This window comes from Rhodophyticola sp. (assembly GCF_965284195.1).
GTDB lineage: Bacteria > Pseudomonadota > Alphaproteobacteria > Rhodobacterales > Rhodobacteraceae > Rhodophyticola.
The window spans coordinates 3,887,497-3,908,399 of the sequence record NZ_CBDIRM010000001.1 but is presented as its reverse complement, the minus strand read 5'-3'; the positions used below and the strand labels follow the sequence as shown (position 1 = coordinate 3,908,399).

The following is a 20,903-nucleotide window of genomic DNA, read 5'->3' as shown; positions in this document are numbered from 1 at the left end:
CCTACCATAGGCGCCACGACTCGACCTGCCACTGACTGACGCCATAGCTGCCGCACTACGCGGGCAGTTGATTTCAAAGGAGAAAAGCGGATGGCCAATGGCACCGTAAAATGGTTCAACGCAACTAAAGGCTTCGGCTTCATCGAGCCCGAAGGCGGATCGCGCGACGTGTTCGTGCACATCTCTGCCGTGGAACGCGCCGGTCTGACCGGTCTGAATGATGGCCAGAAGGTCACCTTCGACGTGGAAGCAGGCCGTGACGGTCGCGAAAGCGCGACCAATCTGGCTCTGGCATAAGCCGGAACGCGCCCGCCTGACCGGCGGGCTCTGGGATTTCAAAACGGGCGCGCCTTCGGGCAGCGCCCGTTTTTCTTACGCGCCTGATCTACCACCGCATCTGAATGACGAAGACGATCGGGATGATGAAGCTGCTCCAGAGGCAGAACAGCATCGCGAAATACCCCGCCTTCAGCCACAGCCGCATGTCGCGGTCCACCTCCGGCGTGTTGCGCAGGGCAACCTCCGTACCGGATGCGTTTTCCAACTCTGATCTGACCATGATGTCCCTGCCCTTGCCTGTCCCCGGGATTCCACCTAGTGCATCCCGGATAGCCGTCCAGCCGGTCCCAAGGCACTGGCAAACGCCGGAATATCTCTTATCATGGCACAGGCCCGCGTTCTACGGAGTTGATGTGATGCGATTGATCCTTGCGCTTGTGCTCGGCCTGATGACGGCCCCCCTCGCTCAGGCACAGAGTGCCGAGGAAACCGAGTTCATCACGGCGCTTTTCAGAAACATGAACCCGCTGTCGATCGAATTCAACCGAGAGGTATGCGGGTATGTGCTGCGCGCGCCCTCCGGCGAGCTGGAAAGCACCAAGGTCAGTTGGGGCGGCCATGCCTCCTGCGCGAGCCTGCCCCTGCCACCCGGTGCGGAGGTCCTGTCCTCCTGGCATACCCATGCGGCCTGGGGCCAGGGCTATGACGGGGAGGTCCCGTCGACCGTCGATGTCGAAGGCGACATGAGGCAGGGGATAAACGGCTGGGTCTCCACGCCCGGCGGGCGGCTCTGGTTCGTCAACGGGCAAACCGGCAACATGCATCAGGTCTGTGGCCGCGATTGCCTGCCGTCGGATCCGAATTTTCAGCCCGAGGAGCATGGTCCCGTCGCCAAGCAATACACGCTGGAAGGCCTGCGCGCCCGGTTCGGGCAGCGCTGAGCGGCGACGAAAGGCGAGGAGAGCGACTTCATGCGGATCAGACCCGCCGAAACCGGCGACGCCGGGGGTATCAGCGATGTGCTGGAACAGCTTGTGGCGGCAGGGCTGCGCAGCAATGCCAGCGACAAGGCCTTCGTCCTGTCGCATTACATCGCCGATCCGCACCGGATCGCGTGTACCGTCGCCGAGGATGGCAGCGGCAGGATACTGGGCTTGCAGTCGCTCAAACGCGCGACCGAAGACAATCCCTACGGGGTGGAGCCCGGCTGGGGCATCATCGGCACCCATGTCAGCCCGCAGGCCGCGCGCCGGGGCATCGGCTCCCGGTTGTTCGCCGCCTCGCGAGAGGCCGCCATTGCGGCCGGATTTCGGAAGATCGACGCGACCATCGGCGCGGACAATCCCCTTGGCCTTGCCTATTACGAGGCCATGGGCTTCAGAACATACCGCAGGACGGATAGCGCCATCTGCAAATGCTATGAGCTCCCCTGAGAACGAGGCGCAGCACCCTGCACCTGCGCGCGCCGTCTGTCGTCAGGGGCCGGCCCTCTCACCGGCCCCGCCGCCTGCGCTCATTCCGCCGCGTCGAGATATTCCTCCAGCGGCGGGCAGGTGCAGATCAGATGCCGGTCCCCATAGACATTGTCGACCCGGTTGACCGGCGGCCAGTACTTGTCCACCCGGAAGGCACCGGCGGGGAAACATCCCTGTTCCCGGGTATAGGCCCTGTCCCAGTCGCCGATCAGATCCTCGACCGTATGCGGCGCATGGTGCAGCGGGCTGTCGGCGGCCGCGATCTTTCCCGCCTCCACATCCGCGATCTCCGCCCGAATCGACAGCATCGCGTCGCAGAACCGGTCGATCTCGGCCTTGGTCTCCGATTCCGTGGGCTCCACCATCAATGTACCGGCCACGGGCCAGCTCATGGTGGGCGCGTGAAACCCGTTATCGATCAGACGTTTGGCGATGTCATCCACGGTGATGCCCGCCTCGGCGAAGGGGCGCGTATCCAGAATGCATTCATGGGCCACATGGCCGCTCTTGCCCTTGAACAGAACCGGGAAGGCCGCGTTCAGGCGGGCCGCGATGTAATTCGCGTTCAGGATCGCAACCTTGGTCGCCTGCGTGATGCCCTGCCCGCCCATCAGCAGGCAATAGGCATAGGAGATCGGCAGGATCGAGGCGGAGCCATAAGGCGCGGCGCTGACCGGCCCCTCCGTTCCGCCGGTTTCGGGGTGGCCCGGCAGATAAGGGGCCAGATGCGCCTTCACCCCGATCGGCCCCATGCCGGGCCCGCCGCCGCCATGCGGGATGCAGAAGGTCTTGTGCAGGTTCAGGTGAGAGACATCCGCCCCGATCTCGCCCGGCTTCGACAGCCCCACCATCGCGTTCAGATTGGCGCCGTCCAGATAGACCTGCCCGCCGTGGGCATGGGTGATCTTGCACACCTCGCCGACGGTCTTTTCGAAAACCCCGTGGGTCGACGGGTAGGTGATCATGCAGGCCGCAAGGTTCTCCCCGGCGGCCTCCGCCTTGGCGCGGAAATCCTCCACGTCGATATCGCCGTTGGCGGCGGCGGCCACCACCACCACCTTCATCCCCGCCATCTGCGCGGAGGCCGGGTTGGTGCCATGGGCCGACACCGGGATCAGGCAGATGTTGCGGTGCGCCTCGCCATTGGCGCGGTGATAGGCGGCAATGGTCAGAAGCCCCGCATATTCCCCCTGCGCGCCCGAATTGGGCTGCATCGACATTGCGTCATAGCCGGTGATCTCGCACAGCTTGGCCGACAGATCCTCCAGCATGTCTGCATAGCCTTCGGCCTGATCGGCCGGGGCAAACGGGTGCATCGCGCCGAATTCAGGCCATGTGATCGGCATCATCTCGACCGCGGCGTTCAGCTTCATCGTGCAGGAGCCAAGCGGAATCATCGCCCGGTCCAGCGCCAGATCCCGGTCCGACAGGCGCCGCATATAGCGCATCATCTCGGATTCGGCCCGGTTCATGTGGAAAATCGGATGGGTCAGATACTCCGACGTCCGCAACAGATCGCCCGGGATCGCCGGCAGGTTCTGCGGCCCCGCGAACAACACGCCGAAGGCGCGGCACACCGCGGCCAGATGCTCCACCGTCGTGGTTTCGTCCACCGATATTCCGATCCGGTCCGAGCCCACATCCCGCAGGTTGATCCCGCGCGCCACGGCGGCGGCCATGATCCGGCTTTGCATATTGCCCACCGGCACGGTGATCGTATCGAAAAACCGGTCCTGCTCGGGTGCGAACCCGCCCGCGCGCAGGGAGGCCGCCAGACGCACCGCCTTCAGATGCACCTGTTCCGCAATCGCTTTCAGCCCAAGCGGGCCGTGGAACACCGCGTAGAACGAGGCCATCACCGCCAGCAGCGCCTGAGCCGTGCAGACATTCGAGGTCGCCTTCTCGCGGCGGATATGCTGCTCCCGGGTTTGCAGCGCCAGACGGAAGGCCTTGTGCCCGTGGCTGTCGATGCTGACCCCCACCAGCCGGCCCGGGATCGCGCGTTTATAGGCGTCCCGGCAGGCCATGAAGGCCGCATGCGGGCCGCCATACCCAAGCGGCACGCCGAAGCGCTGCGCCGAGCCCACGGCGATATCGGCATCCATCGCGCCGGGCTCCTTGATCAGCGTCAGCGCCAGCAGATCGGTGCAGACGATCCCGATCGCCTTCGCCTCGTGCAGTGCGGCGATCTGCGCCGACGGGTCGGCAAGCCCGCCATAGGTGCCCGGATACTGAAACAGCGCCCCGAACACTGCCGAGGCGTCCAGATCGGCGGGGGCGCCGACGATCACGTCGATCCCCAAGGGCGCGGCCCGCGTCCGGATCACCGCGATGTTCTGCGGATGGCAGTTCTCGTCCACGAAAAATGCCGTGGCCTTCGATTTCGCCACCCGCTGCGCCATCACCATCGCTTCCGCGCAGGCCGTGCTTTCATCCAGAAGCGAGGCATTGGCCACCTCAAGGCCGGTCAGATCGGCCACCATGGTCTGGAAATTCAGCAACGCTTCCAGACGGCCCTGCGCGATCTCCGGCTGATAGGGGGTGTAGGCGGTGTACCAGGCCGGGTTTTCCAGCACGTTCCGCTGGATCGCGGGCGGGGTATGCGTGTTGTAATAGCCCTGCCCGATCATGCTCACCATGACCTTGTTCTTGGCCGCGATCTCGCGCATCCGCGCGATCAGTTCCGCCTCCGACAGGGCGGGCCAGTCCAGCGGCCTCTTCTGCCGGATCGAGCTTGGCAGCGTCTGATCCATCAACTCGTCAAGGCTGCCCGCACCGACCTCGGCCAGCATCTCGGCCATCTCGGACGGCGAGGGGCCGATATGGCGGCGATTTGCGAAATCGGTGGGGTCGTAGTCGGACGGCGTGAAGGTCATGAAGGTGTTCCCGTTCAGGCGTGGCAAAGGATAGTCACGAGATTTCCGGCAGGCGCGCGCAGGCGGGCCCGGCGATGCCCCCCGTGGTGGATTTGCGGAGCGGGGCCAAGGCCCAGACGGCGGGCCCGGGCCAAACCGCAAGGGACCTCTACGTCGCGCCCGGCCACGATCCGCGTCATCGTCATTCGATCAGGGCCTTGTAGGCGGCTTCGTCCAGCAGGTCGTCCATCGCGCTCATGTCTTCCAGCTTCATCTTGAAGAACCACGCCGCACCGGTGGGGTCTTCGTTCACCAGCCCGGGATTGTCCGTAAGCGCCGTGTTCACTTCGACGATCTCGCCATCCAGCGGCGCCAGAATGTCGGACGCCGCCTTCACGCTCTCGATCACCACGACCTCGTCATCCTTGACAACCTCAAGCCCCTCCTCCGGCAGTTCCACGAACACCACATCGCCCAGTTGCGTGGCGGCATATTCGGTAATGCCCACCACCACCAGATCGTCCTCGACACGCAGCCATTCGTGTTCCTCGGTGTATTTCATCGGTCTGTTCCCTCGCTCAGCGTTTGTATGTCTTCTTGTAGAACGGTATCGCGACCTGCGCCGCAGGCAGGCGTTTGCCACGAACCTCGCCATAAACCATGGCCCCATCGGGCACCGCGCTGTCAATCAGGCCCATGGCAATCGGCCCGCCCACCGATGGCCCGAACCCGCCCGAGGTGACAACCCCGATCCCGGGCCCGCCTTCGGCATCGGCGAATAGCGGCACGCCCGCGCGCATCGGCGCGCGCCCCTCGGGCCTCAGACCCACACGTTTGCGCAAGGCACCCCCGGCCATTTCGGCAAGGATGCGCGGCGCTCCGGGGAACCCGCCCGCGCGCGCGCCATCCGCCCGCCGCGCCTTGGACACGGCCCAGCCCAGACGCGCCTCGATCGGGGAAATCCCGGGGCTCAGATCCTGCCCGTAAAGCGGCAACCCGGCCTCCAGACGCAGGGAATCGCGCGCGCCCAGACCGATGGGCGCAACCTCCTCCATCTCCAGCAGGGCGCGGGCAAAGGCCTCGGCATTTTCCGCCGGCAGCGAAATCTCGAAGCCGTCCTCGCCGGTATAGCCCGAACGCGACAGCCACAGCTCGGCCCCCTGCCACGTCATCACCGCCACATCCATGAACCGCATCGCCGCCGCATCCGGCACCATCCGGGTCAGGGCCGCCTCCGCCAGCGGTCCCTGCAACGCCAGCAGGGCACGCCCCTCCACCGGCTGCACACCGCCCAGATGCGCGCGAAGATGCGCGATATCGGCCGCCTTGCAGGCCGCGTTGACCACCAGAAACAGGTCCGCGTCGCGCCGCGCGATCATCAGGTCGTCCAGAATGCCGCCATCGTCATTGGTGAAGAAGCCATAGCGCTGCCGCCCGACCTCCAGATCCAGCACATCGACCGGCACCAACGCCTCCAGCGCCTGCGCCTGATCCGGCGGCAGCAGAACCTGCCCCATGTGGCTGACATCGAACAGACCCGCCTTTTCGCGGCACCAGAGATGCTCGGCCATCACGCCATCGGCGTATTGCACCGCCATCTCATAGCCCGCGAAGGGCACGAACTTTCCGCCCAGTTCGGCGTGTAGCGCATGAAGCGGCAAACGGTTGAGTTCTTCGGCCATCGGTCCCTCGGGTCTACCCGGGGCAGGCCCGGCATCGTTTCGGCCGCGCAGCACGCGCGCGACCCTCGATGCCCCCTCTGTCCTTTCGCCTGAGATCGTTATCCCTTCGGCGGATGCCTCCCGGCATCTCTCTCCAGAGTTTCTTGGCGCAGACAGGTCCCTGTTGCCTGAGAGTTTACCGGGGCGGTTGCTCCTTCGGCACCGGCGCGTCTTGCCGGGTTCTCCCTGTCTGAACGGTGCCGAAGATACCCGGATTCTCGCGTTCGGCAAGGGGTTGCGTGCAGCGGTGCAAATGGTCATCACTGGCGCCCATGTCCGACCCGTTTTTCTTCGGCTATGGCAGCCTGGTCAATCGCGCCACACATGACTTCCCCCGCCCCGCGCGGGCGCGGGTCACGGGCTGGGCACGCACCTGGAAACGCACCCGTCTGCGCAAAGCCGCGTATCTGACCGCGGTGGAGGCGCCGGACATGTCGATCGACGGGCTGATCGCGGCCGTCCCCGGCGCCGACTGGACGGCGCTCGACCAACGCGAACATGCCTATCACCGCCTGCCGGTCGCCCAGATCACCCATGACCACGGCCATCTGCCCGATATCCAGATCTATCGCACCCGGCCCGAACACGACACCGACGCGACCGACGAACACCCGATCCTGCTCAGCTATCTCGACACGGTGATCCAAGGGTATCTGCGCGAGTTCGGCGCAGCGGGCGCGCAAGGCTTCTTCGACACCACCGCAGGCTGGGACGCGCCGATCCTGAATGACCGCGCGGCCCCCGTCTATGCCCGCGCGCAGCCGCTCGAAGCCGATGAAAGGGCCTTTGTCGACGACAATCTTGAGCGGCTATCGGCGGTGATAAAAAAGCTGTAGCAGGCGCGCCTGGCGCTGGAACGGGCCCGGCTCGGCCCCGGCCCCCTCCTGTTTCGCGATCACCCTGAGCGCCAGCCAGAGCGAGACCAGCCCGAAAAGCACACCCCCCACCGCCTGCCCGATCAGCACGCCTGCCGCGCCGAACCACACCGAAAACACGATCACCAGCGGGATCGTGCCCGCCGTGTGCCGGCCCCAGTTGATCCATGTCGAGTAATACGGGTGCCCCAGATTGTTGAATGCCGCGTTCGAGACGAAGATCATTCCGTTGAAAAAGAAAGCCAGCGCCAGCGGGCCGCAGAAAAGAAAAACCAGGTCGCGGGTGATGCCGCTGGCAGAGAACAGATCCGCGATCGGCCCGCGCAGGGCGAACAACACCGCCGTGACGAGGATCACCACCAGCGCGGTGAAGATCAGCCCGTCCCAATAGGCGCGCCTGACACGCGCCGCGTCCCGCGCCCCGAAATTCTGCCCGATGATCGGCCCGACCGCCCCCGACAGGGCAAAGATCACGCCAAACGCCACCGGCGTCAGCCGCGCCACGATGGCCATGCCCGCCACCGCCTCTTCGCCATAGCTTGCCATGGATCGCGTGACATAGGCTTGCCCGACAGGCGTGGCCAGTTGCGTCAGGATCGCCGGAAAGGCCAGCGTGACGACCGGCGAAAGATCGGCGCGCAGGCCCGGAAGATCGGGCTGCCCGAAACCGCCATGATGCCGCAGGATCGGGATCAGTGCGGTGGCCGCGATGGTCACCCGCGCCGCGACCGAGGCAAGGGCCGCGCCGGTCAGCTCCAGATCGAGCCCGAAGATCAGGATCGGGTCCAGAACCGCATTGACCAGCCCGCCATAGATCGTCGCCATCATCGCGCGGCGCGCATCGCCATGGGCGCGCAGGATCGCACCGCCCACCATGCCCACCAGCAGGAACGGGAGGGAGGGGATGATGATCCGCAGATACTGCACCGCCAGGTCCTGGGTCTGGCCGCTTGCGCCCACCAGCGCCGTCAGCCCGTGCAGGTTGACCCAGACGATCGCGCTGAACACCGCACCGAAGGCGACCCCGAAGATCAGGCTGTTGGTCGCGCGCCGCTGCGCCAGCATGGCGTCGCCCTCGCCCAGAGCGCGCGCCACCAGCGCGCCGCCGGCAATGGCCATGCCGATCCCGAAAGAGGTCGTGAAGAACAGGATCGCCCCGGCATAGCCCACGGCCGCGGCCAACTCCGCCTTGCCCAGCATCGCGATGAAGATCATGTCGATGAAATCGACCAGAAAGACGGCCATCAACCCGATCGAGGCGGTCAGCGACATGATGCTGATATGCCGGAAGAGATTGCCGGTCAGAAATTTCGCCTGTGCCTGTGCCATGCGCGTCCCTTCCTGCTCAAGGCGTGGCACGAATGGACAGGGCCGACCAGTGTTTTTCATGTCTGCCGCGGGAGAGATTGCCGCTCATGTCCGCGGATTATCGCGGCGCGCCGCGTCTCCGGGGCAGCCCCCCGCTTCGCTCAGCTTCGGGAAGGGCCCCGAAACTCTCCCTGCCGGAGGGCGCCCGGTGGGCCATCGCGCACCCCGACGCCACCGCGTCCGGCGCGTCGGCTGGGGAGGCTTTCGGAGGGCGGCCTGGAGGCCAAGTAAAGGTTGCTGCACGGCGCATGCAGGTCAGCTATCGGCTTTCCACGGCCAGTCGTCTGACCAACACCAAGGACAGCATCACTGCAATGACCAGAAGCACCGCACCGACACTCCATGCGATAGGTGTGGCGTAAATCTCGGCGACAGTTCCCGCCAAAACCAGACCCAACGCGCCCCCCAATTGCTGTATTAGCGACCGCAAAGACAGCATGGTGGACCGCTGACCGTCGTCCACACAGCGATGCAGAATGCTGCTGGCCGGCGTTTCGGTGACACCAAGGATCACGGAATACAACACAAACACCGCCACAAAGCCGATGATATTGCCCTGCCACGCCAATGCGATCTGAACGCCTGCCAGGCAGGCAAAACTCGCCGCCAGCGTCATGGCGTGCCGCCGCCTGAAGATCCGGCTGATATGCGGAGACAAAGATGCGCCGAACGCGATGGAGAAGAAATAGGTCGCAGTGACGACACCGATGACGGTGTTTGCATAACCCACGTCCAACATGGGTTTTGCGTGGGTCGGCCAGATCACCTCGACAGGGTTGGCTGCCATCAGAAAGAACGCCAACGCGGCCAGAAGGATCGACAATGTGGTATGTCTCACGGCCAAACGGCTCGCGTCCTTTATCACCGTCGGGACACTGGCGAAGCCGTGCATGAGAGCGGTGACGTCTCTCGGACGCGGTTTTTCGACAATGGCCAACATCGTGAAAACAAACACGCCCAACATCACACCGAAGCTTGCCACGTAGGACACATCATAGATGCTGAACCCAAGGCTTTTCGCGACCTCGCCCAAAATATCGGGCAAAAGACCTCCCAAGACCGCGCCAATGGCCAGGCCCATGGCATTGGCCCATTGCGCTTTGGCCAGTGCGGGCTGGACATCCACATTGGGCGCAGTGGCCTTGAACGTTTCGACGAACCACGCATCAAGCGTGCCCGACCTGAGTGCACGTCCAAACCCGATGAACGCGAAGGAAAGCGCCAGAACAAGGAAATCGCTTGTCGAGAGAAAGAGCGCGAGCGACATCAGGCTGGCGACGACCGCCGTCAAAAAGACCGGCTTGCGGCCAATGCTGTCGGCCAGGCCACCGAACGGCAGCTCCATCGCCATCGTCGTGAGCGAGTAGACCCCGAAGAGAAGCGAGATCTGAAAGAGGTCCATGCCCCGGTCGGTCAGTGCCAGAGCGACAACGGCGACTGTCAGTCCCATCGCAAAACGGTCAAGGAACTGGTGTATCTGAAACACGCGAATGTGCCGGCGCGCGGGCTCGTTCAGTGCGGCGTATGAGAACTCGATTTCGGTGGCCATCCTTGCAGGATCGCCGTTGGTGTCGACATACACAATACATCAAGTGAGCCAGAACCTGTGCCGCGCACCAAAGCGGATGTTCGTGCAAGCGGGGCGAGGGGCTGCTTCGTCCCGCTGTTTGGACATCCGCCAGCGTTGAGATCATACAGGTGCAGCGAGCTGCCGGTTTGACGGGCCGCACCGCGGCAGGCGGGACGACAGCCCGAGGTCCACTAAGGGCCGTCCTTACCTAGCCGGGCATCCCATATCATGCCGATGCCGCGCCGCATCCGAGGTCGGCAGTGAGCCCATCTTGACGCCTTTCTGCAGGGCAGCGAAGGTCAACTTAGGGAAATGAAGGAAGAGCGTTGATGTCGCAAAGTGGCTCCAAAATCATACTCTATCACCAAACATCGCTTGTCTCGATACTGAGAGACAATGTTTCGTTCATAAAGTTTCCAAATTTCTGGGACCTGCCTGGCGGTGGGATCGAAGAAAACGAGACTCCGCGTGAGGCTCTCTACCGAGAACTAGACGAAGAACTAGGGCTGAGCATTCAACCCAATAGCATTGTTTGGGAAAAGAAATATTCAAGAGCGACTGGCTTTGCGTCCCACTTTTTTGCCGCTCCTATAAGTCCTAAACAGATCGAAAAAATTCAATTTGGCGACGAAGGGCAAAGGTGGGAACTCATGCCGGCTGATCGTTTCTGTTCTCGAGATGATGCTGTACCGCATTTTCAACCTCGTGTGGCAGAGTTTTTCGCCCAGATATGATTTCGTTGAAGCAGTCACTTCGGTCGTTGGGGCCGGTGTAGCAAAAGTCTGCAAAGTCCCGCAAACCCGCTCTTCGGCACCGATCAGCCGGACGGAACCCCTCCCATCACAGCCTCCGGCCCCTTGAACCGGGGGTGATGCGCCCCTGCTAGATGATCCGTTGGTCGAGTTCCGAAGGGTCGTCCACCTCCACGTGCCAAAAGGCCGCCGCGCCGTCGGGCATCTGGGCCAGCACGCGCTCGAAGTCTCTCTTGTCGGTGCAGCGCCGGATGGCCCAGGCGGTCGCCTCGATCGCATTGTCCGGTGTCAGGTTGTGGTTCACCCGCACCCGCTTCACCTCGTCGATAAGCACGCGCCTGTCGGCGAACGCAACGGGCGGGTCGGTCACATCCCAACCGTTCACGAAGATCGCGCGCAGGACGGTTGGAAGAACGCTTGCGAAATCCAGCCCCTGCTGCGCGGTCAGACGGCGCCGGAACACCTGCAACACCGCATCGACGGCGGTATAGGCCATGTTGTCGGATTCAAGGGGCATCCGCTCTTTCACATCGTCGAGAAAGGCACGCCATTCCTTGGACGCGTGCCGGTATGTCCATGGCATCGGCATCGGTGATCTCCCTGTCGACGCGACTCGAACCGCACCCAGCCTAAAGAGATCGGGGGCCGGATGTCGATGTCGTGACGGGCGGCGGCGTTCCGCCGTTCCGCCATCGCGCGATCCTGATGCGCCGGGCCCGGTGTGAGCCCACTTTCGCGGTCCTCTGCCCCTTTTGCGCCGCGCCCCTGACCCGGCTGTTCGTGCTTGTTGCGCCCTCTCCCGTCATGCAATCTCTCCGGTGCCGGCGCGTGCGCGCGGCCCTCTTGCCCGGGAAGGACCTCCATGCCCAAAGCGTTCGATCACGAGGAGGTTCTGCGCCTGCCTCTGGTGGCGAGCCTCGCCACCTGCGAAGCCGATGGCGCGCCCCGATGCGCGCCGGTCTGGTATCATTGGGAAGACGGCGCGCTCTCCATGCTTTCGGACGACGGCACAAGTTCGGTCCGCCGGATCCGCCAGACGCCTCAGGTCGCGGTCGAAATCGTCGACTACGACAACGCGCGCGGCATCATGCGCCATCTGGGCCTGCGCGGCCGCGCCACGGTCGAAGCGATGGATCAGGATCTGTTCCGCCGCCTGCTGTCGCGGTACCTTGGCCCCGACGAAACCCGCTGGAACCCCTGGTTCATCGAGAATGTGGCCCGCATCCCGGACCCTTCGGGCCGCCTGATCCGGCTCGTCCCCGACAGCATATTCACCAATGATGTAAGCTTTTTTCGCACCGGGCCGCGCTTCGCCACCGAGTGACGGAGGCCCCGCCATCGCCTGACAGATCACGGCTTTGGCGCCGGGCGCAATCTCCTCCGCGGGCAAAGGCCCGCCTCGTCCTGGCGCTGCCATGGTTGGAGTGTTGGAGCCAAGCTCCGACAGCCCCCCGCGCGAGGCACGGGCACACCGGCTTGGCCGCCGCCGCTTGCTGGCGGTTTCGACATAGCTGAGTTACCTTTTCGCCATGCACTCCCATGACGTGGTCATTGTCGGAGCAGGCGCCGCGGGCATCGGCGCCGGGCTCGAACTCGCCGGGACGGATTTGAGCTTCGTCGTTCTGGAGGCTGCAGATCGTGTCGGAGGACGCGCGCTGACAGACGCATCGACCTTGCCCGTCGCGTGGGACCATGGCTGTCACTGGCTGCATTCCGCCGACATCAATCCGCTTGTCGCATGGGCCGACCGGCTCGGCGCCGTCTACCGGACGGAGGACCGCGTCGATCATTTCGCGATCTGGCAGGCGGGACGGTTCGTTTCCGCCGCCGAGCTGGCGGGGGCCCGCGCCGCCCCGCTGGCGGCCTTCGATGCAATCGAAGCCGCGGCCGAGGCCGAAAACGACGTTTCCATCCAGGAGATACTTCCCGATGCCGGGCGCTGGAACGCAGGCGTTCGCTGCGTGCTGCAAACCATGGCCGGCGCAAATCCTGAAGAGGTCTCCGCGCCCGACTATGTCGACGGTGAAGACACCGACCTGAACTGGCCGGTGATCTCCGGCTACGGCGATCTTTTTGCCCGGATGGCCTCCAACCTTCCGATCAAACTGAATGTACGGGTCGAAAAGGTGCTGCAGAGAGCGGGCTCGGTCACGCTCGACACCTCCGCAGGCACGATATCGGCAAAGGCCGCGATCATCACCGCCTCGACAAGCGTTCTGGCCTCGGGTTCGATCGGCTTCTCGCCCGGACCCGCGAGCGAACTGCTCGACATCATCGCCGACCTGCCCTGCGGCAAGTATGAAAAAGTGGCCCTTGCGGTGACCGACCTCCCTCCGGAGACCGCCGGGAAGATCTTCTGCATGATCGACCCGGGCTCGGGCGCAAGGGCGATAGACTTCCAGATCATGTCGACCTCGCCGCCGGTGCTGATCGCCCATCTGGCCGGCGATGCGGCAGGCCCGGCGATCGACGAAGGTGGACCGGCGATGATCGCCCTTGCGACGGAGAGGCTGGTTCAGGCGTTCGGGAACGACTTCCGGCGCGGGATCATCGCGTCCGGCACCAGCGACTGGAGCCACAACCCGCTGATTTTGGGAAGCTACTCCAATGCGCGCCCCCGCGCAGCCAGGCAAAGACGCCGGGCGATCTCCATGGAGACGGACAACATCGTCTTCGCGGGCGAGGCCTTTTCGCCGTACTGGACCGGGGCGGCGCATGGCGCCTATGAAAGCGGTCGGGAGCAGGCCCGCAGGCTGGCCCTGAGGATGAAAAGAGAGGTCGGCTGAACGCCCGCGTCGCCCGCGGACAAGCCGGACCAACAGGCTCGGCGCGCATATCTCAAGGACGACGGGAAAGGCCCCAGCTTTCTCAGGCGTCTATCGACCCCGCAGGCCGACCCGGTGACAAATACCATGGCCGCCGCAGCGCGCTTCCGGTCTCCCGGTGAAAAGAACATCGCCGCCGCTCCTCCGGTGGCGTGGGCTCACATCAGCGGACTTCTTCCCGGGTGCCCGCGCAGCGCCGCCGGCCATCTTGCGACACCGCGCTCGGCCGCCGCTTGTTCCGGGGGCCTACAGGACTGGCTTCTTTTGCAGAAGCGGCATCACATCGGCCATCTCCGGCCCCCGTTCCAGCCCCGTGACCGCCTTGCGCAGCGGCATGAACAGCCCCCGCCCCTTGCGCCCGCTCGCGGCCTTCACCGCATCCGTCCATGTGCTCCAGGTCTCCGCCGTATAGGGCGGATCGGGCAGCATGGCGAAGGCATCGGCCACGAAATCCCGGTCTTCGGCATCCACCAGCGGTGTCGCCCCGTCCCGGAACAGCGCCCACCACCCGGCCAGATCGGCGCGGGTCGTGATGTTCGCCCGCGCCACGTTCCAGAACGGCGCGGCCAGCGCCTCGGGCACGCCCAGCGCGGCCACGTCCTCCGCAACGGCCTCCAGCGGTAGGCCGTGCAGATAGCGCCCGGTCAGCGGGTAGAGATCCTGCACATCGAATTTGGTCGGCGCGGCGCCGAAATGGCCAAGGTCGAACCCGTCGGCCAGTTCCTCAAGCGATCCGGCCAGTTCAACCGGCTGAGACGAGCCGATCCGCGCCATGTGGCTCAGAAGCGCCAGCGGCTCCACCCCGGTCGCCCGCAAATCGCGCAGCGCCAGCGTGCCCAGACGTTTCGACAGCGCCTCCCCCTGCGGGCCGGTCAGCAGCGAGTGATGCGCGAAACGCGGCACATGCCCGCCCAGCGCATCGATGATCTGGATCTGCGTCGCGGTGTTGGTCACATGGTCCGATCCGCGCACCACATCGGTGATCCCCATCTCGGTGTCGTCCACCACCGAGGCCAGCGTATAGAGCACCTGCCCGTCGCCCCGGATCAGCACCGGGTCGGACACGCTGGCCGCGTCGATCGACAGATCGCCAAGGATGCCGTCGGTCCATTCGATCCGCTCATGGTCCAGCCTGAACCGCCACACACCCTGCCCGCGCTCTGCCCGCAAAGCGTCCTTGTCCGCCGCGCTCAGCGCCAGCGCCGCCCGGTCATAGACCGGCGGCAGACCCATGTTCAGTTGTTTCTTGCGTTTCAGGTCCAGCTCGGTCGGGGTCTCGAACGCCTCGTAGAAACGGCCCTTTTCCCGCAGTTCGTCCGCCGCCGCCGCATACCGGTCCAACCGGGCCGATTGCCGCTCCAGCCGGTCCCATGTCAAGCCGAGCCATTCCAGATCCTCCTGAATCGCATCGGCATATTCCGGTTTCGAACGCTCCGGATCCGTATCGTCCAGCCGCAGGATGAACTGCCCGCCCGCCTTCCGTGCGATCAGATAGTTGAACAAGGCGGTGCGCAGGTTGCCCACATGAAGATAGCCGGTGGGTGAGGGCGCAAAACGGGTAACGGTCATGAATGCCTCCAAATCAGCGTCGATCCTCTTTCACAGGCGGCGCATTTTGTCCATATCGGGGCAATGTCCAGCTTGCCCGGCAACACCCCCGCTCCCGATCTCGCCAGTTTCGAGATGATGGCCCATGCCGCGCGGGAGGCGCTTCCGCCACCTTACGGGGAGGCCGCGCTTGCGGTCGCCCTGCGCGTCGAGGATTTCGCGCCGGACTATATCCTGAACGAAATGGAGATTGCGGACCCGCTTGATCTGACAGGCCTTTACGAAGGCATACCCCTGACCGAGAAATCGGTGATGGACCAGCCCTACGGCCCCGATACGATCTGGCTTTTCCGCCGCGCCATTCTGGAGGAGTGGACCGATCGCGGCGACGTGCCTCTGGAAACGCTCGTGGCCCATGTGCTGGTCCATGAACTTGCGCATCATTTCGGCTGGTCGGATGACGATATCGCCGCGATCGACCGCTGGTGGGAATAGGCGGTTGCGGGGCGCGGGGGCCCGCCTGCGGTCCGGCCCGCTTCGACCGGATTTGTTTCGGATTTGCGCCAAACTCTAAGTTCATTGTCGCACAGGTAAGCTTACCGTTAGTCTGTCGGAGGATATCCTGCGTCCACCCAAGTTTCAGGTTAGGCGCTTACGATGACGTTCGACTTCCAAGACATCTCCGACGAGGATCTCGACTATGTCCTTGATCTGATCAGCCTTCCCGTCTTCGTGGTCGATATCGACCAGCAATCGAATTGCGGTTTTCGGTTCAGGGGCCTGAACCGCGCCTATGAACGCGATGTCGGCATGAAAAGCGCCGATATCGCGGGGATGAGCCCGACCGATCTGCTCCCCGAACGGCTGGCCGAGACGGTGCTCAGAAACTATCGCCAATGCGCTGAAACCGGCGCACCCTATTCCTACCACGAGGAACTGACCCTCGAAGGCGAGACGCGCTGGTGGTCGACCACCCTGTCACCGGTTTTCGACAGGAATGGCCGGGTCTGTCGCCTGATCGGCATCGCGCGCGACGTTACCGAGCTGCAACACCGCCATTTCGATGCGGCCAAGAAAATCGCCCGGCTCACCCGCCTGAATGACGAGGTGCGCCTGCTGGCGGAGGTCGCGACCACCGACGTTCAGGGCCCGCTTGGCACCGCACATGCGATGATCAGGCTGGCGATGGAGGATTTCGTCGATCTCGGTGACGGCAAGCTCGATCTGCTGTCCTGTGCCCTAGACGTGGTCGGAAGCCTGGAAAAGCAACTGGTCCAGCTGGCGGAGCAAAGCATGCGGACATCGGCGAGCGGGTCCGATCTCAAGCCCGTCGATCTGGGGCATATCTGTGCCGATCTGGTTGCCCAGTTCGACCCAGGCGCCCGTCTGCTCATCCAGTACCCCTCCTGCGTGCTGCCCGCCGATCCGGTCGCGCTGCCGCTGATCCTGCGCCTGTCGGTGGCGCAGGCCGTCCGGCGGGCGATCCGCGCCATCAACATCAAGGCCGAGGAGGAAACCGACGGCACCCTGAGACTGCAGATCGCCGATGACCGGAAGTCCGTCCCGTTCTCCACCAACCCGACGCTCGCCATGGGTCTGGATGAGCCGACCGACCACTATGATGACTTGCGCAACATGGTCGAAAGCCGGGGCGGAAAGATCGAAAGCACGCTTGGCGGCCCTTTCGATGGCGGGGTTCTGACCCTCGTGGTGCCGCTGAAGCCCCCATCGGTCGATGCGGCCCAGATGCACTGAGCGGCGGGAACGGGTCCGGCGCGGACCGGTCGCCGAGACCTGCTGTCCGTGCCATCTCACGACAACTTGTGCTACATCCCGGCCCGCGTCGCGCTATCCTTTCAGACATCTGAACAAAGGATACCGCGATGCCCCGACTGACCCGCCGCCAAAGCCTCGCCGCCGGCGCCAGCCTGCCGCTTGCCACATTCGCCCCCGCCCTCGCCCGGGCCGAGGCCCCGATGCTGGGCGCCGATCTCGCCCCCTATCGCCGGATCACCCTCGGCGCGTTCGAGGTCACGACCCTGCTGGTCAACACGATGGTGGTGCCCGACCCGCAATCCATTTTCGGAATGAATGTCAGCGCCGCCGCCTTTGCGGAGGCGAGTTCCGAAAACTTCCTCTCCCCCGATGAATCCCGGTTCTTCTTCACCCCGACCGTGGTCAATACCGGGGCAGAGCTGGTCCTGTTCGACACCGGCCAGTCCGCGGAGGGCACAACGGCGGCGCTGGCTGCCGCAGGCTACGCCCCCGATCAGGTGGATATCGTGGTGCTGACCCATATGCACGGCGACCATATCGGCGGCATGCAGACCGGCGGCGCGCCGACCTTCGCCAACGCGCGCTATGTCACGGGCCGGGTCGAATACGATGCCTGGGCCGCCGCGGACGATGACGGGTTCAACACCAATGTGCGCCCCTTCGCCGACCGGATGACCTTCCTCGACGACGGGCAGGATGCGGCCTCGGGCATCACCGCGCTGGCCGCCTTCGGCCACACGCCCGGCCATATGACCTATCGGCTGGAAAGCGAAGGCGCCGGCCTCCTGATTTTCGCCGATCTGGCCAATCACCCCGTCTGGTCGCTTGCCCACCCCGACTGGGAGGTTCGCTTCGATATGGACAAGGCGGCCGCCGCCGCCAGCCGGCGCGCGGTTCTGGGCATGCTGGCCGCCGAACGGCTGCCCGCCATCGGCTATCACATGCCCTTCCCGGCACTGGGCTTCGTCGACACGCGCGGCGACGGGTTTCGCTGGGTGCCCGAAGCGGGCCAGCTCATGGGGTGACCCCCGGGCTGGCGGAGACCGGCCACCGCCGGCCCAGATCCTCCAGCCCAGCGGCGATCAACTCCGCCAGAACCTCCCTGTCGATATCGGCAAGCTTGTTGACGTAAAGACAGGCCCGCCCGGTCCTGTGCTTGCCCAGCCGGGGCAGGATCGCCCCGCGCCCGGCATAGCCGGGCATGATGTAAAGCGACAGACTGGCCTTGCGCGGTGAAAACCCGGTGGCCAGAAACGTCCCCTCTCGGCCGTTCTCATAACGGTACCGATACTGCCCATAGCCCACGATGCTGCTGCCCCACATCACCGGCTCCCAGCCCGTGACCTGCCGGAACAGCGCATCCAGCGCGACCGCGTCGGCGTGCCGGACCGGATGCTCCACCGCCTCCAGAAACGCGGTCACATCCTGATCCGTGGGTCGTGTCGCGATCTCGCTCATCCGTCAGCCCCCGCTCACGGGCAGATTACACCGGAACGCCTCCCGCACCAAAGCGTCGCGTGTCGTCACGACCGCAAGCTATGCCCGCGCGCCGCGCTTGCACCGTCACACGCGGTCCCCTGCATCCAGCCGCTCCAGCACCGCCGCCGCATCGGCCAGCACGGTGCGGCGGCGCTCCGCATCCATCTTGTCCCAGGTCCGGTACATCTGCGCCATTCGCGGGTTTTTCTCGAACCGGTCGCGATGCCGGTCCAGAAACCCCCAATAGAGCAGGTTGAACGGGCACGCCCCCTCGCCGGTCTTCTTGCTGACCGAATAGGCGCAATCCCCGCAATAATCCGACATCTTGTTGATGTAGTTCCCGCCCGAAACATAGGGCTTCGAGCCCACGATCCCGCCATCGGCAAACTGGCTCATGCCGATCACGTTCGGCGCCTCGACCCATTCATAGGCATCCGCATAGACCGCCAGGTACCATTCATGCACCTCCGCAGGGTCGATACCGGCCAAAAGCGCGAAATTGCCGGTGATCATCAGCCGCTGGATATGGTGGGCATACGCCTCCTCGCGGGTCTGTTCGACCGCCTTGGCGACACAGAGCATATCGGTCTCAGCCGTCCAGTAGAACGCGGGCAGGCTTCGGTCATAGCGCAGGATGTTCCGCGCGGTGTATTCCGGCCCCTCGCGGAAATAGATGCCGCGCATGTATTCGCGCCAGCCGATGATCTGGCGGATGAACCCCTCAACCGCGTTGATCGGCGCGTCGCCGGACCGCCACGCCGCCTCGGCCGCCTCGCACACTTCCCGCCAGCCCAGCAATCCAGCATTCAGATACATCGAAATCACCGAATGATAGAGAAACCGGTTCTCCTGCAGCATCGCATCCTGATAGTCGCCGAATCTGGGCAGGGCCTGCTTGATGAAATGGCTCAGGGCGCGCCGCGCCTGCCCCTGATCGGTCGCGAACCAGAACGGGCGGAGCGTGCCGAAATTCTCCCCGAAACGGGCCTCCACGAGGTCCAGCACCTCTTCCACGGTGTCGTCCGGGGTGAAGTGCATCGGCCCGCCGAAATCCACCTCATCGGGCGCGGGTTTGCGGTTGTCGTGGTCGAAATTCCATTTGCCGCCTGCGGGTTTGTCATCCTCCATCAGTAACCCGGTCTTGCGCCGCATCTGCCGATAGAAATACTCCATCCGCAGCTCCTTGCGCCCTTCCGCCCAGTCGTCGAACTCGTCATGCGCGCACAGGAACCGGTCATCGGGAAACTGGTGCACCGGGATCGGCACGTCCTCCAGCGCCGAAATCAGCCGCCATTCCCCCGGCTCCGTCGCGATGACCTCCTTGGCCCCGGTCTCATCGGCGCGGCGCAACAGTTCACCGGCGATCGAGCCCGAATTCCCGTCGTCATCCAGCCGCGTATAGCGAACCTGCCACCCGGCCTCTTCCAGCCGGCGGGCGAATTTCCGCATGGCCGCGAAGATGAAGGCGATTTTCTTGGGATGATGGGGCACATATCCCGCCTCATCGGCCACCTCGGCCATCACGACCACATCGCACGCCTTGTCGGCCTCGCGCAGGGCGGAAACCTCCTCGCTCAACTGGTCGCCAAGGATCAGGACGAGCTTCACCATGGCACGGGTTTCCCGGCCCAGTCGAAGAAACCGCCGGTCTCCGGCGGCGTCAGCCGATCCATCACCGAAACCAGATGTCCTGCCGCCTCCGCCGGTGGCACCGCCGGATGCCGCCCCACGTATTTCTCCGTGAACCGGGTCTGAACCGTGCCCGGATGCAGCACCACGCAGATCGCCTGCTTGTGGGTCCGCCCGATCTCGATCGCCGCCGTATGAACCACCTGATTGACCGCCGCCTTCGCCGTCCGGTAGCTGATCCAGCCGCCCAGCCGGTTGTCTCCGATGGAGCCGACACGCGCGGAGAGTACCGCAAGGACCGACCGCCTGTCGCGCGGAAGCAGGCGGAGCCCGTGTTTCAGGATCATCGCGGGCCCGACCGTGTTGAGCCTGAATTGATCTACCATTGATATACCTGAAAGCTGTTTCAGCGCCTTTTCCGGAACGGCGCCGTCGATCTCCAGCGCACCGGTCGCCACCACGATCCGGTCAAACGGCCCGTCCAGCGCCCCCAGATGCGTGGCGATGCTGTCTTCGTCGGTCACGTCCAGCCCGTCGCGGCTCCGCGACAAGCCGGTCACCTCGGCGCCCCTGCGGTCCAGTTCCGCGACCAGCGCAGCGCCGATGCCGCCGGAAGCCCCTATTATCAAAGCTTTTTCCGTCATATCCAGCGATCTAGCCGGGCATGGCCACAGGTCAATCGCATTGACCCAAAAAGGGGCTTTTCATCTTCACAGGCGCCCGTAAAATGCCGGTCATGACGATGCGCAGC

Annotated in this window: 21 protein-coding genes and 1 riboswitch; of the genes, 10 read left to right on the top strand and 11 right to left on the bottom strand. The window is 64.6% G+C overall.

Features of this window, described 5'->3' with window-relative positions; all coding sequences use genetic code 11:
• Positions 1–90: 90 nt before the first annotated feature.
• Positions 91–297 (top strand): cold-shock protein, encoded by a 207-nt coding sequence (locus tag ACQ651_RS19515; RefSeq protein WP_121896372.1) that lies wholly within the window; start codon positions 91–93, stop codon positions 295–297.
• Between the two features lie 88 nt (positions 298–385).
• Here the strand turns inward: ACQ651_RS19515 and ACQ651_RS19510 are convergent, their stop codons facing one another.
• Positions 386–559, bottom strand: coding sequence for a hypothetical protein (locus ACQ651_RS19510; RefSeq protein ID WP_227284550.1), 174 nt, complete (start codon positions 557–559; stop codon positions 386–388).
• Between the two features lie 136 nt (positions 560–695).
• Between ACQ651_RS19510 and ACQ651_RS19505 the strand changes: the two genes are divergently transcribed.
• Together ACQ651_RS19505 and ACQ651_RS19500 are read left to right on the top strand one after the other, a co-directional pair.
• Positions 696–1,220 carry a DUF4329 domain-containing protein gene (locus ACQ651_RS19505; RefSeq protein WP_227284551.1) on the top strand — a complete coding sequence of 175 codons (525 nt, stop codon included), beginning with the start codon at positions 696–698 and terminating at the stop codon, positions 1,218–1,220.
• A gap of 30 nt (positions 1,221–1,250) precedes the next feature.
• A complete protein-coding gene (locus ACQ651_RS19500) occupies positions 1,251–1,712 on the top strand; it encodes an N-acetyltransferase family protein (RefSeq protein ID WP_430450216.1) in 462 nt (153 codons plus the stop codon).
• Positions 1,713–1,792: 80 nt separating this feature from the next.
• On the opposite strand, the gene gcvP is transcribed toward ACQ651_RS19500, so the two are convergent.
• From gcvP to gcvT, 3 genes are all read right to left on the bottom strand, one after another.
• Positions 1,793–4,630 (bottom strand): aminomethyl-transferring glycine dehydrogenase, encoded by a 2,838-nt coding sequence (gcvP, locus tag ACQ651_RS19495; protein ID WP_430450215.1) that lies wholly within the window; start codon positions 4,628–4,630, stop codon positions 1,793–1,795.
• Positions 4,631–4,811: 181 nt separating this feature from the next.
• Positions 4,812–5,171, bottom strand: coding sequence for a glycine cleavage system protein GcvH (gene gcvH, locus ACQ651_RS19490; protein WP_121896368.1), 360 nt, complete (start codon positions 5,169–5,171; stop codon positions 4,812–4,814).
• Between the two features lie 16 nt (positions 5,172–5,187).
• Positions 5,188–6,291, bottom strand: a complete 1,104-nt coding sequence (gene gcvT / locus ACQ651_RS19485; RefSeq protein ID WP_227284554.1) for a glycine cleavage system aminomethyltransferase GcvT — start codon at positions 6,289–6,291, stop codon at positions 5,188–5,190.
• A gap of 144 nt (positions 6,292–6,435) precedes the next feature.
• Positions 6,436–6,528, bottom strand: a riboswitch (glycine riboswitch).
• Between the two features lie 74 nt (positions 6,529–6,602).
• Between gcvT and ACQ651_RS19480 the strand changes: the two genes are divergently transcribed.
• Entirely contained in the window at positions 6,603–7,166 is a 564-nt protein-coding gene (locus ACQ651_RS19480) for a gamma-glutamylcyclotransferase family protein (RefSeq protein ID WP_227284555.1), read from the top strand.
• On the opposite strand, the gene ACQ651_RS19475 is transcribed toward ACQ651_RS19480, so the two are convergent.
• Positions 7,140–8,534 (bottom strand): MATE family efflux transporter, encoded by a 1,395-nt coding sequence (locus ACQ651_RS19475; RefSeq protein WP_430450214.1) that lies wholly within the window; start codon positions 8,532–8,534, stop codon positions 7,140–7,142. The genes ACQ651_RS19480 and ACQ651_RS19475 overlap by 27 nt on opposite strands.
• 298 nt (positions 8,535–8,832) lie before the next feature.
• Positions 8,833–10,122: an MFS transporter gene (locus tag ACQ651_RS19470; RefSeq protein WP_430450213.1), complete on the bottom strand. Its 1,290-nt coding sequence runs from the start codon at positions 10,120–10,122 to the stop codon at positions 8,833–8,835.
• Positions 10,123–10,472: 350 nt separating this feature from the next.
• Here ACQ651_RS19470 and ACQ651_RS19465 point away from each other — a divergent pair, with 350 nt between their 5' ends.
• A complete protein-coding gene (locus ACQ651_RS19465; RefSeq protein WP_227286038.1) occupies positions 10,473–10,877 on the top strand; it encodes an NUDIX hydrolase in 405 nt (134 codons plus the stop codon).
• A 148-nt stretch (positions 10,878–11,025) separates the two neighbouring features.
• On the opposite strand, the gene ACQ651_RS19460 is transcribed toward ACQ651_RS19465, so the two are convergent.
• Complete coding sequence (locus ACQ651_RS19460) at positions 11,026–11,484, bottom strand: DUF2267 domain-containing protein (RefSeq protein ID WP_430450212.1); 459 nt, start codon at positions 11,482–11,484, stop codon at positions 11,026–11,028.
• A 273-nt stretch (positions 11,485–11,757) separates the two neighbouring features.
• Between ACQ651_RS19460 and ACQ651_RS19455 the strand changes: the two genes are divergently transcribed.
• Together ACQ651_RS19455 and ACQ651_RS19450 are read left to right on the top strand one after the other, a co-directional pair.
• Positions 11,758–12,219 (top strand): pyridoxamine 5'-phosphate oxidase family protein, encoded by a 462-nt coding sequence (locus tag ACQ651_RS19455; RefSeq protein WP_227284560.1) that lies wholly within the window; start codon positions 11,758–11,760, stop codon positions 12,217–12,219.
• A 205-nt stretch (positions 12,220–12,424) separates the two neighbouring features.
• Complete coding sequence (locus ACQ651_RS19450) at positions 12,425–13,681, top strand: flavin monoamine oxidase family protein (RefSeq protein WP_430450211.1); 1,257 nt, start codon at positions 12,425–12,427, stop codon at positions 13,679–13,681.
• Between the two features lie 285 nt (positions 13,682–13,966).
• Here the strand turns inward: ACQ651_RS19450 and gltX are convergent, their stop codons facing one another.
• Positions 13,967–15,289: a glutamate--tRNA ligase gene (gene gltX / locus ACQ651_RS19445; protein ID WP_430450210.1), complete on the bottom strand. Its 1,323-nt coding sequence runs from the start codon at positions 15,287–15,289 to the stop codon at positions 13,967–13,969.
• A gap of 63 nt (positions 15,290–15,352) precedes the next feature.
• Here gltX and ACQ651_RS19440 point away from each other — a divergent pair, with 63 nt between their 5' ends.
• The 3 genes from ACQ651_RS19440 to ACQ651_RS19430 all read left to right on the top strand — a co-directional run bounded on the left by ACQ651_RS19440 (position 15,353) and on the right by ACQ651_RS19430 (position 18,069).
• Complete coding sequence (locus ACQ651_RS19440; protein ID WP_430450209.1) at positions 15,353–15,763, top strand: metallopeptidase family protein; 411 nt, start codon at positions 15,353–15,355, stop codon at positions 15,761–15,763.
• Positions 15,764–15,925: 162 nt separating this feature from the next.
• Positions 15,926–17,023: a PAS domain-containing protein gene (locus ACQ651_RS19435; protein WP_430450208.1), complete on the top strand. Its 1,098-nt coding sequence runs from the start codon at positions 15,926–15,928 to the stop codon at positions 17,021–17,023.
• A gap of 128 nt (positions 17,024–17,151) precedes the next feature.
• Positions 17,152–18,069, top strand: coding sequence for an MBL fold metallo-hydrolase (locus ACQ651_RS19430; RefSeq protein ID WP_227284563.1), 918 nt, complete (start codon positions 17,152–17,154; stop codon positions 18,067–18,069).
• Here ACQ651_RS19430 and ACQ651_RS19425 read toward each other — a convergent pair.
• The 3 genes from ACQ651_RS19425 to ACQ651_RS19415 form a co-directional block, all read right to left on the bottom strand.
• Positions 18,059–18,502: a DUF1801 domain-containing protein gene (locus tag ACQ651_RS19425; protein ID WP_430450207.1), complete on the bottom strand. Its 444-nt coding sequence runs from the start codon at positions 18,500–18,502 to the stop codon at positions 18,059–18,061. The genes ACQ651_RS19430 and ACQ651_RS19425 overlap by 11 nt on opposite strands.
• 105 nt (positions 18,503–18,607) lie before the next feature.
• Entirely contained in the window at positions 18,608–20,134 is a 1,527-nt protein-coding gene (locus ACQ651_RS19420) for a cryptochrome/photolyase family protein (protein WP_430450206.1), read from the bottom strand.
• Positions 20,128–20,796, bottom strand: a complete 669-nt coding sequence (locus ACQ651_RS19415; protein ID WP_375550729.1) for an SDR family NAD(P)-dependent oxidoreductase — start codon at positions 20,794–20,796, stop codon at positions 20,128–20,130. The genes ACQ651_RS19420 and ACQ651_RS19415 overlap by 7 nt, the downstream gene beginning before the upstream one ends.
• Between the last annotated feature and the right edge of the window lie 107 nt (positions 20,797–20,903).

Coding starts and splice junctions, on each gene's coding strand:
- ACQ651_RS19460 (WP_430450212.1), bottom strand. CDS start 11,484: ATGCCGATGCCATGGACATACCGGCACGCGTCCAAGGAATGGCGTGCC.
- gcvH (WP_121896368.1), bottom strand. CDS start 5,171: ATGAAATACACCGAGGAACACGAATGGCTGCGTGTCGAGGACGATCTG.
- ACQ651_RS19425 (WP_430450207.1), bottom strand. CDS start 18,502: ATGAGCGAGATCGCGACACGACCCACGGATCAGGATGTGACCGCGTTT.
- ACQ651_RS19415 (WP_375550729.1), bottom strand. CDS start 20,796: ATGACGGAAAAAGCTTTGATAATAGGGGCTTCCGGCGGCATCGGCGCT.
- ACQ651_RS19465 (WP_227286038.1), top strand. CDS start 10,473: ATGTCGCAAAGTGGCTCCAAAATCATACTCTATCACCAAACATCGCTT.
- ACQ651_RS19470 (WP_430450213.1), bottom strand. CDS start 10,122: ATGGCCACCGAAATCGAGTTCTCATACGCCGCACTGAACGAGCCCGCG.
- ACQ651_RS19475 (WP_430450214.1), bottom strand. CDS start 8,534: ATGGCACAGGCACAGGCGAAATTTCTGACCGGCAATCTCTTCCGGCAT.
- ACQ651_RS19480 (WP_227284555.1), top strand. CDS start 6,603: ATGTCCGACCCGTTTTTCTTCGGCTATGGCAGCCTGGTCAATCGCGCC.
- ACQ651_RS19450 (WP_430450211.1), top strand. CDS start 12,425: ATGCACTCCCATGACGTGGTCATTGTCGGAGCAGGCGCCGCGGGCATC.
- ACQ651_RS19505 (WP_227284551.1), top strand. CDS start 696: ATGCGATTGATCCTTGCGCTTGTGCTCGGCCTGATGACGGCCCCCCTC.
- gcvP (WP_430450215.1), bottom strand. CDS start 4,630: ATGACCTTCACGCCGTCCGACTACGACCCCACCGATTTCGCAAATCGC.
- ACQ651_RS19440 (WP_430450209.1), top strand. CDS start 15,353: ATGTCCAGCTTGCCCGGCAACACCCCCGCTCCCGATCTCGCCAGTTTC.
- ACQ651_RS19515 (WP_121896372.1), top strand. CDS start 91: ATGGCCAATGGCACCGTAAAATGGTTCAACGCAACTAAAGGCTTCGGC.
- ACQ651_RS19420 (WP_430450206.1), bottom strand. CDS start 20,134: ATGGTGAAGCTCGTCCTGATCCTTGGCGACCAGTTGAGCGAGGAGGTT.
- ACQ651_RS19510 (WP_227284550.1), bottom strand. CDS start 559: ATGGTCAGATCAGAGTTGGAAAACGCATCCGGTACGGAGGTTGCCCTG.
- gltX (WP_430450210.1), bottom strand. CDS start 15,289: ATGACCGTTACCCGTTTTGCGCCCTCACCCACCGGCTATCTTCATGTG.
- ACQ651_RS19500 (WP_430450216.1), top strand. CDS start 1,251: ATGCGGATCAGACCCGCCGAAACCGGCGACGCCGGGGGTATCAGCGAT.
- ACQ651_RS19455 (WP_227284560.1), top strand. CDS start 11,758: ATGCCCAAAGCGTTCGATCACGAGGAGGTTCTGCGCCTGCCTCTGGTG.
- ACQ651_RS19435 (WP_430450208.1), top strand. CDS start 15,926: ATGACGTTCGACTTCCAAGACATCTCCGACGAGGATCTCGACTATGTC.
- ACQ651_RS19430 (WP_227284563.1), top strand. CDS start 17,152: ATGCCCCGACTGACCCGCCGCCAAAGCCTCGCCGCCGGCGCCAGCCTG.
- gcvT (WP_227284554.1), bottom strand. CDS start 6,291: ATGGCCGAAGAACTCAACCGTTTGCCGCTTCATGCGCTACACGCCGAA.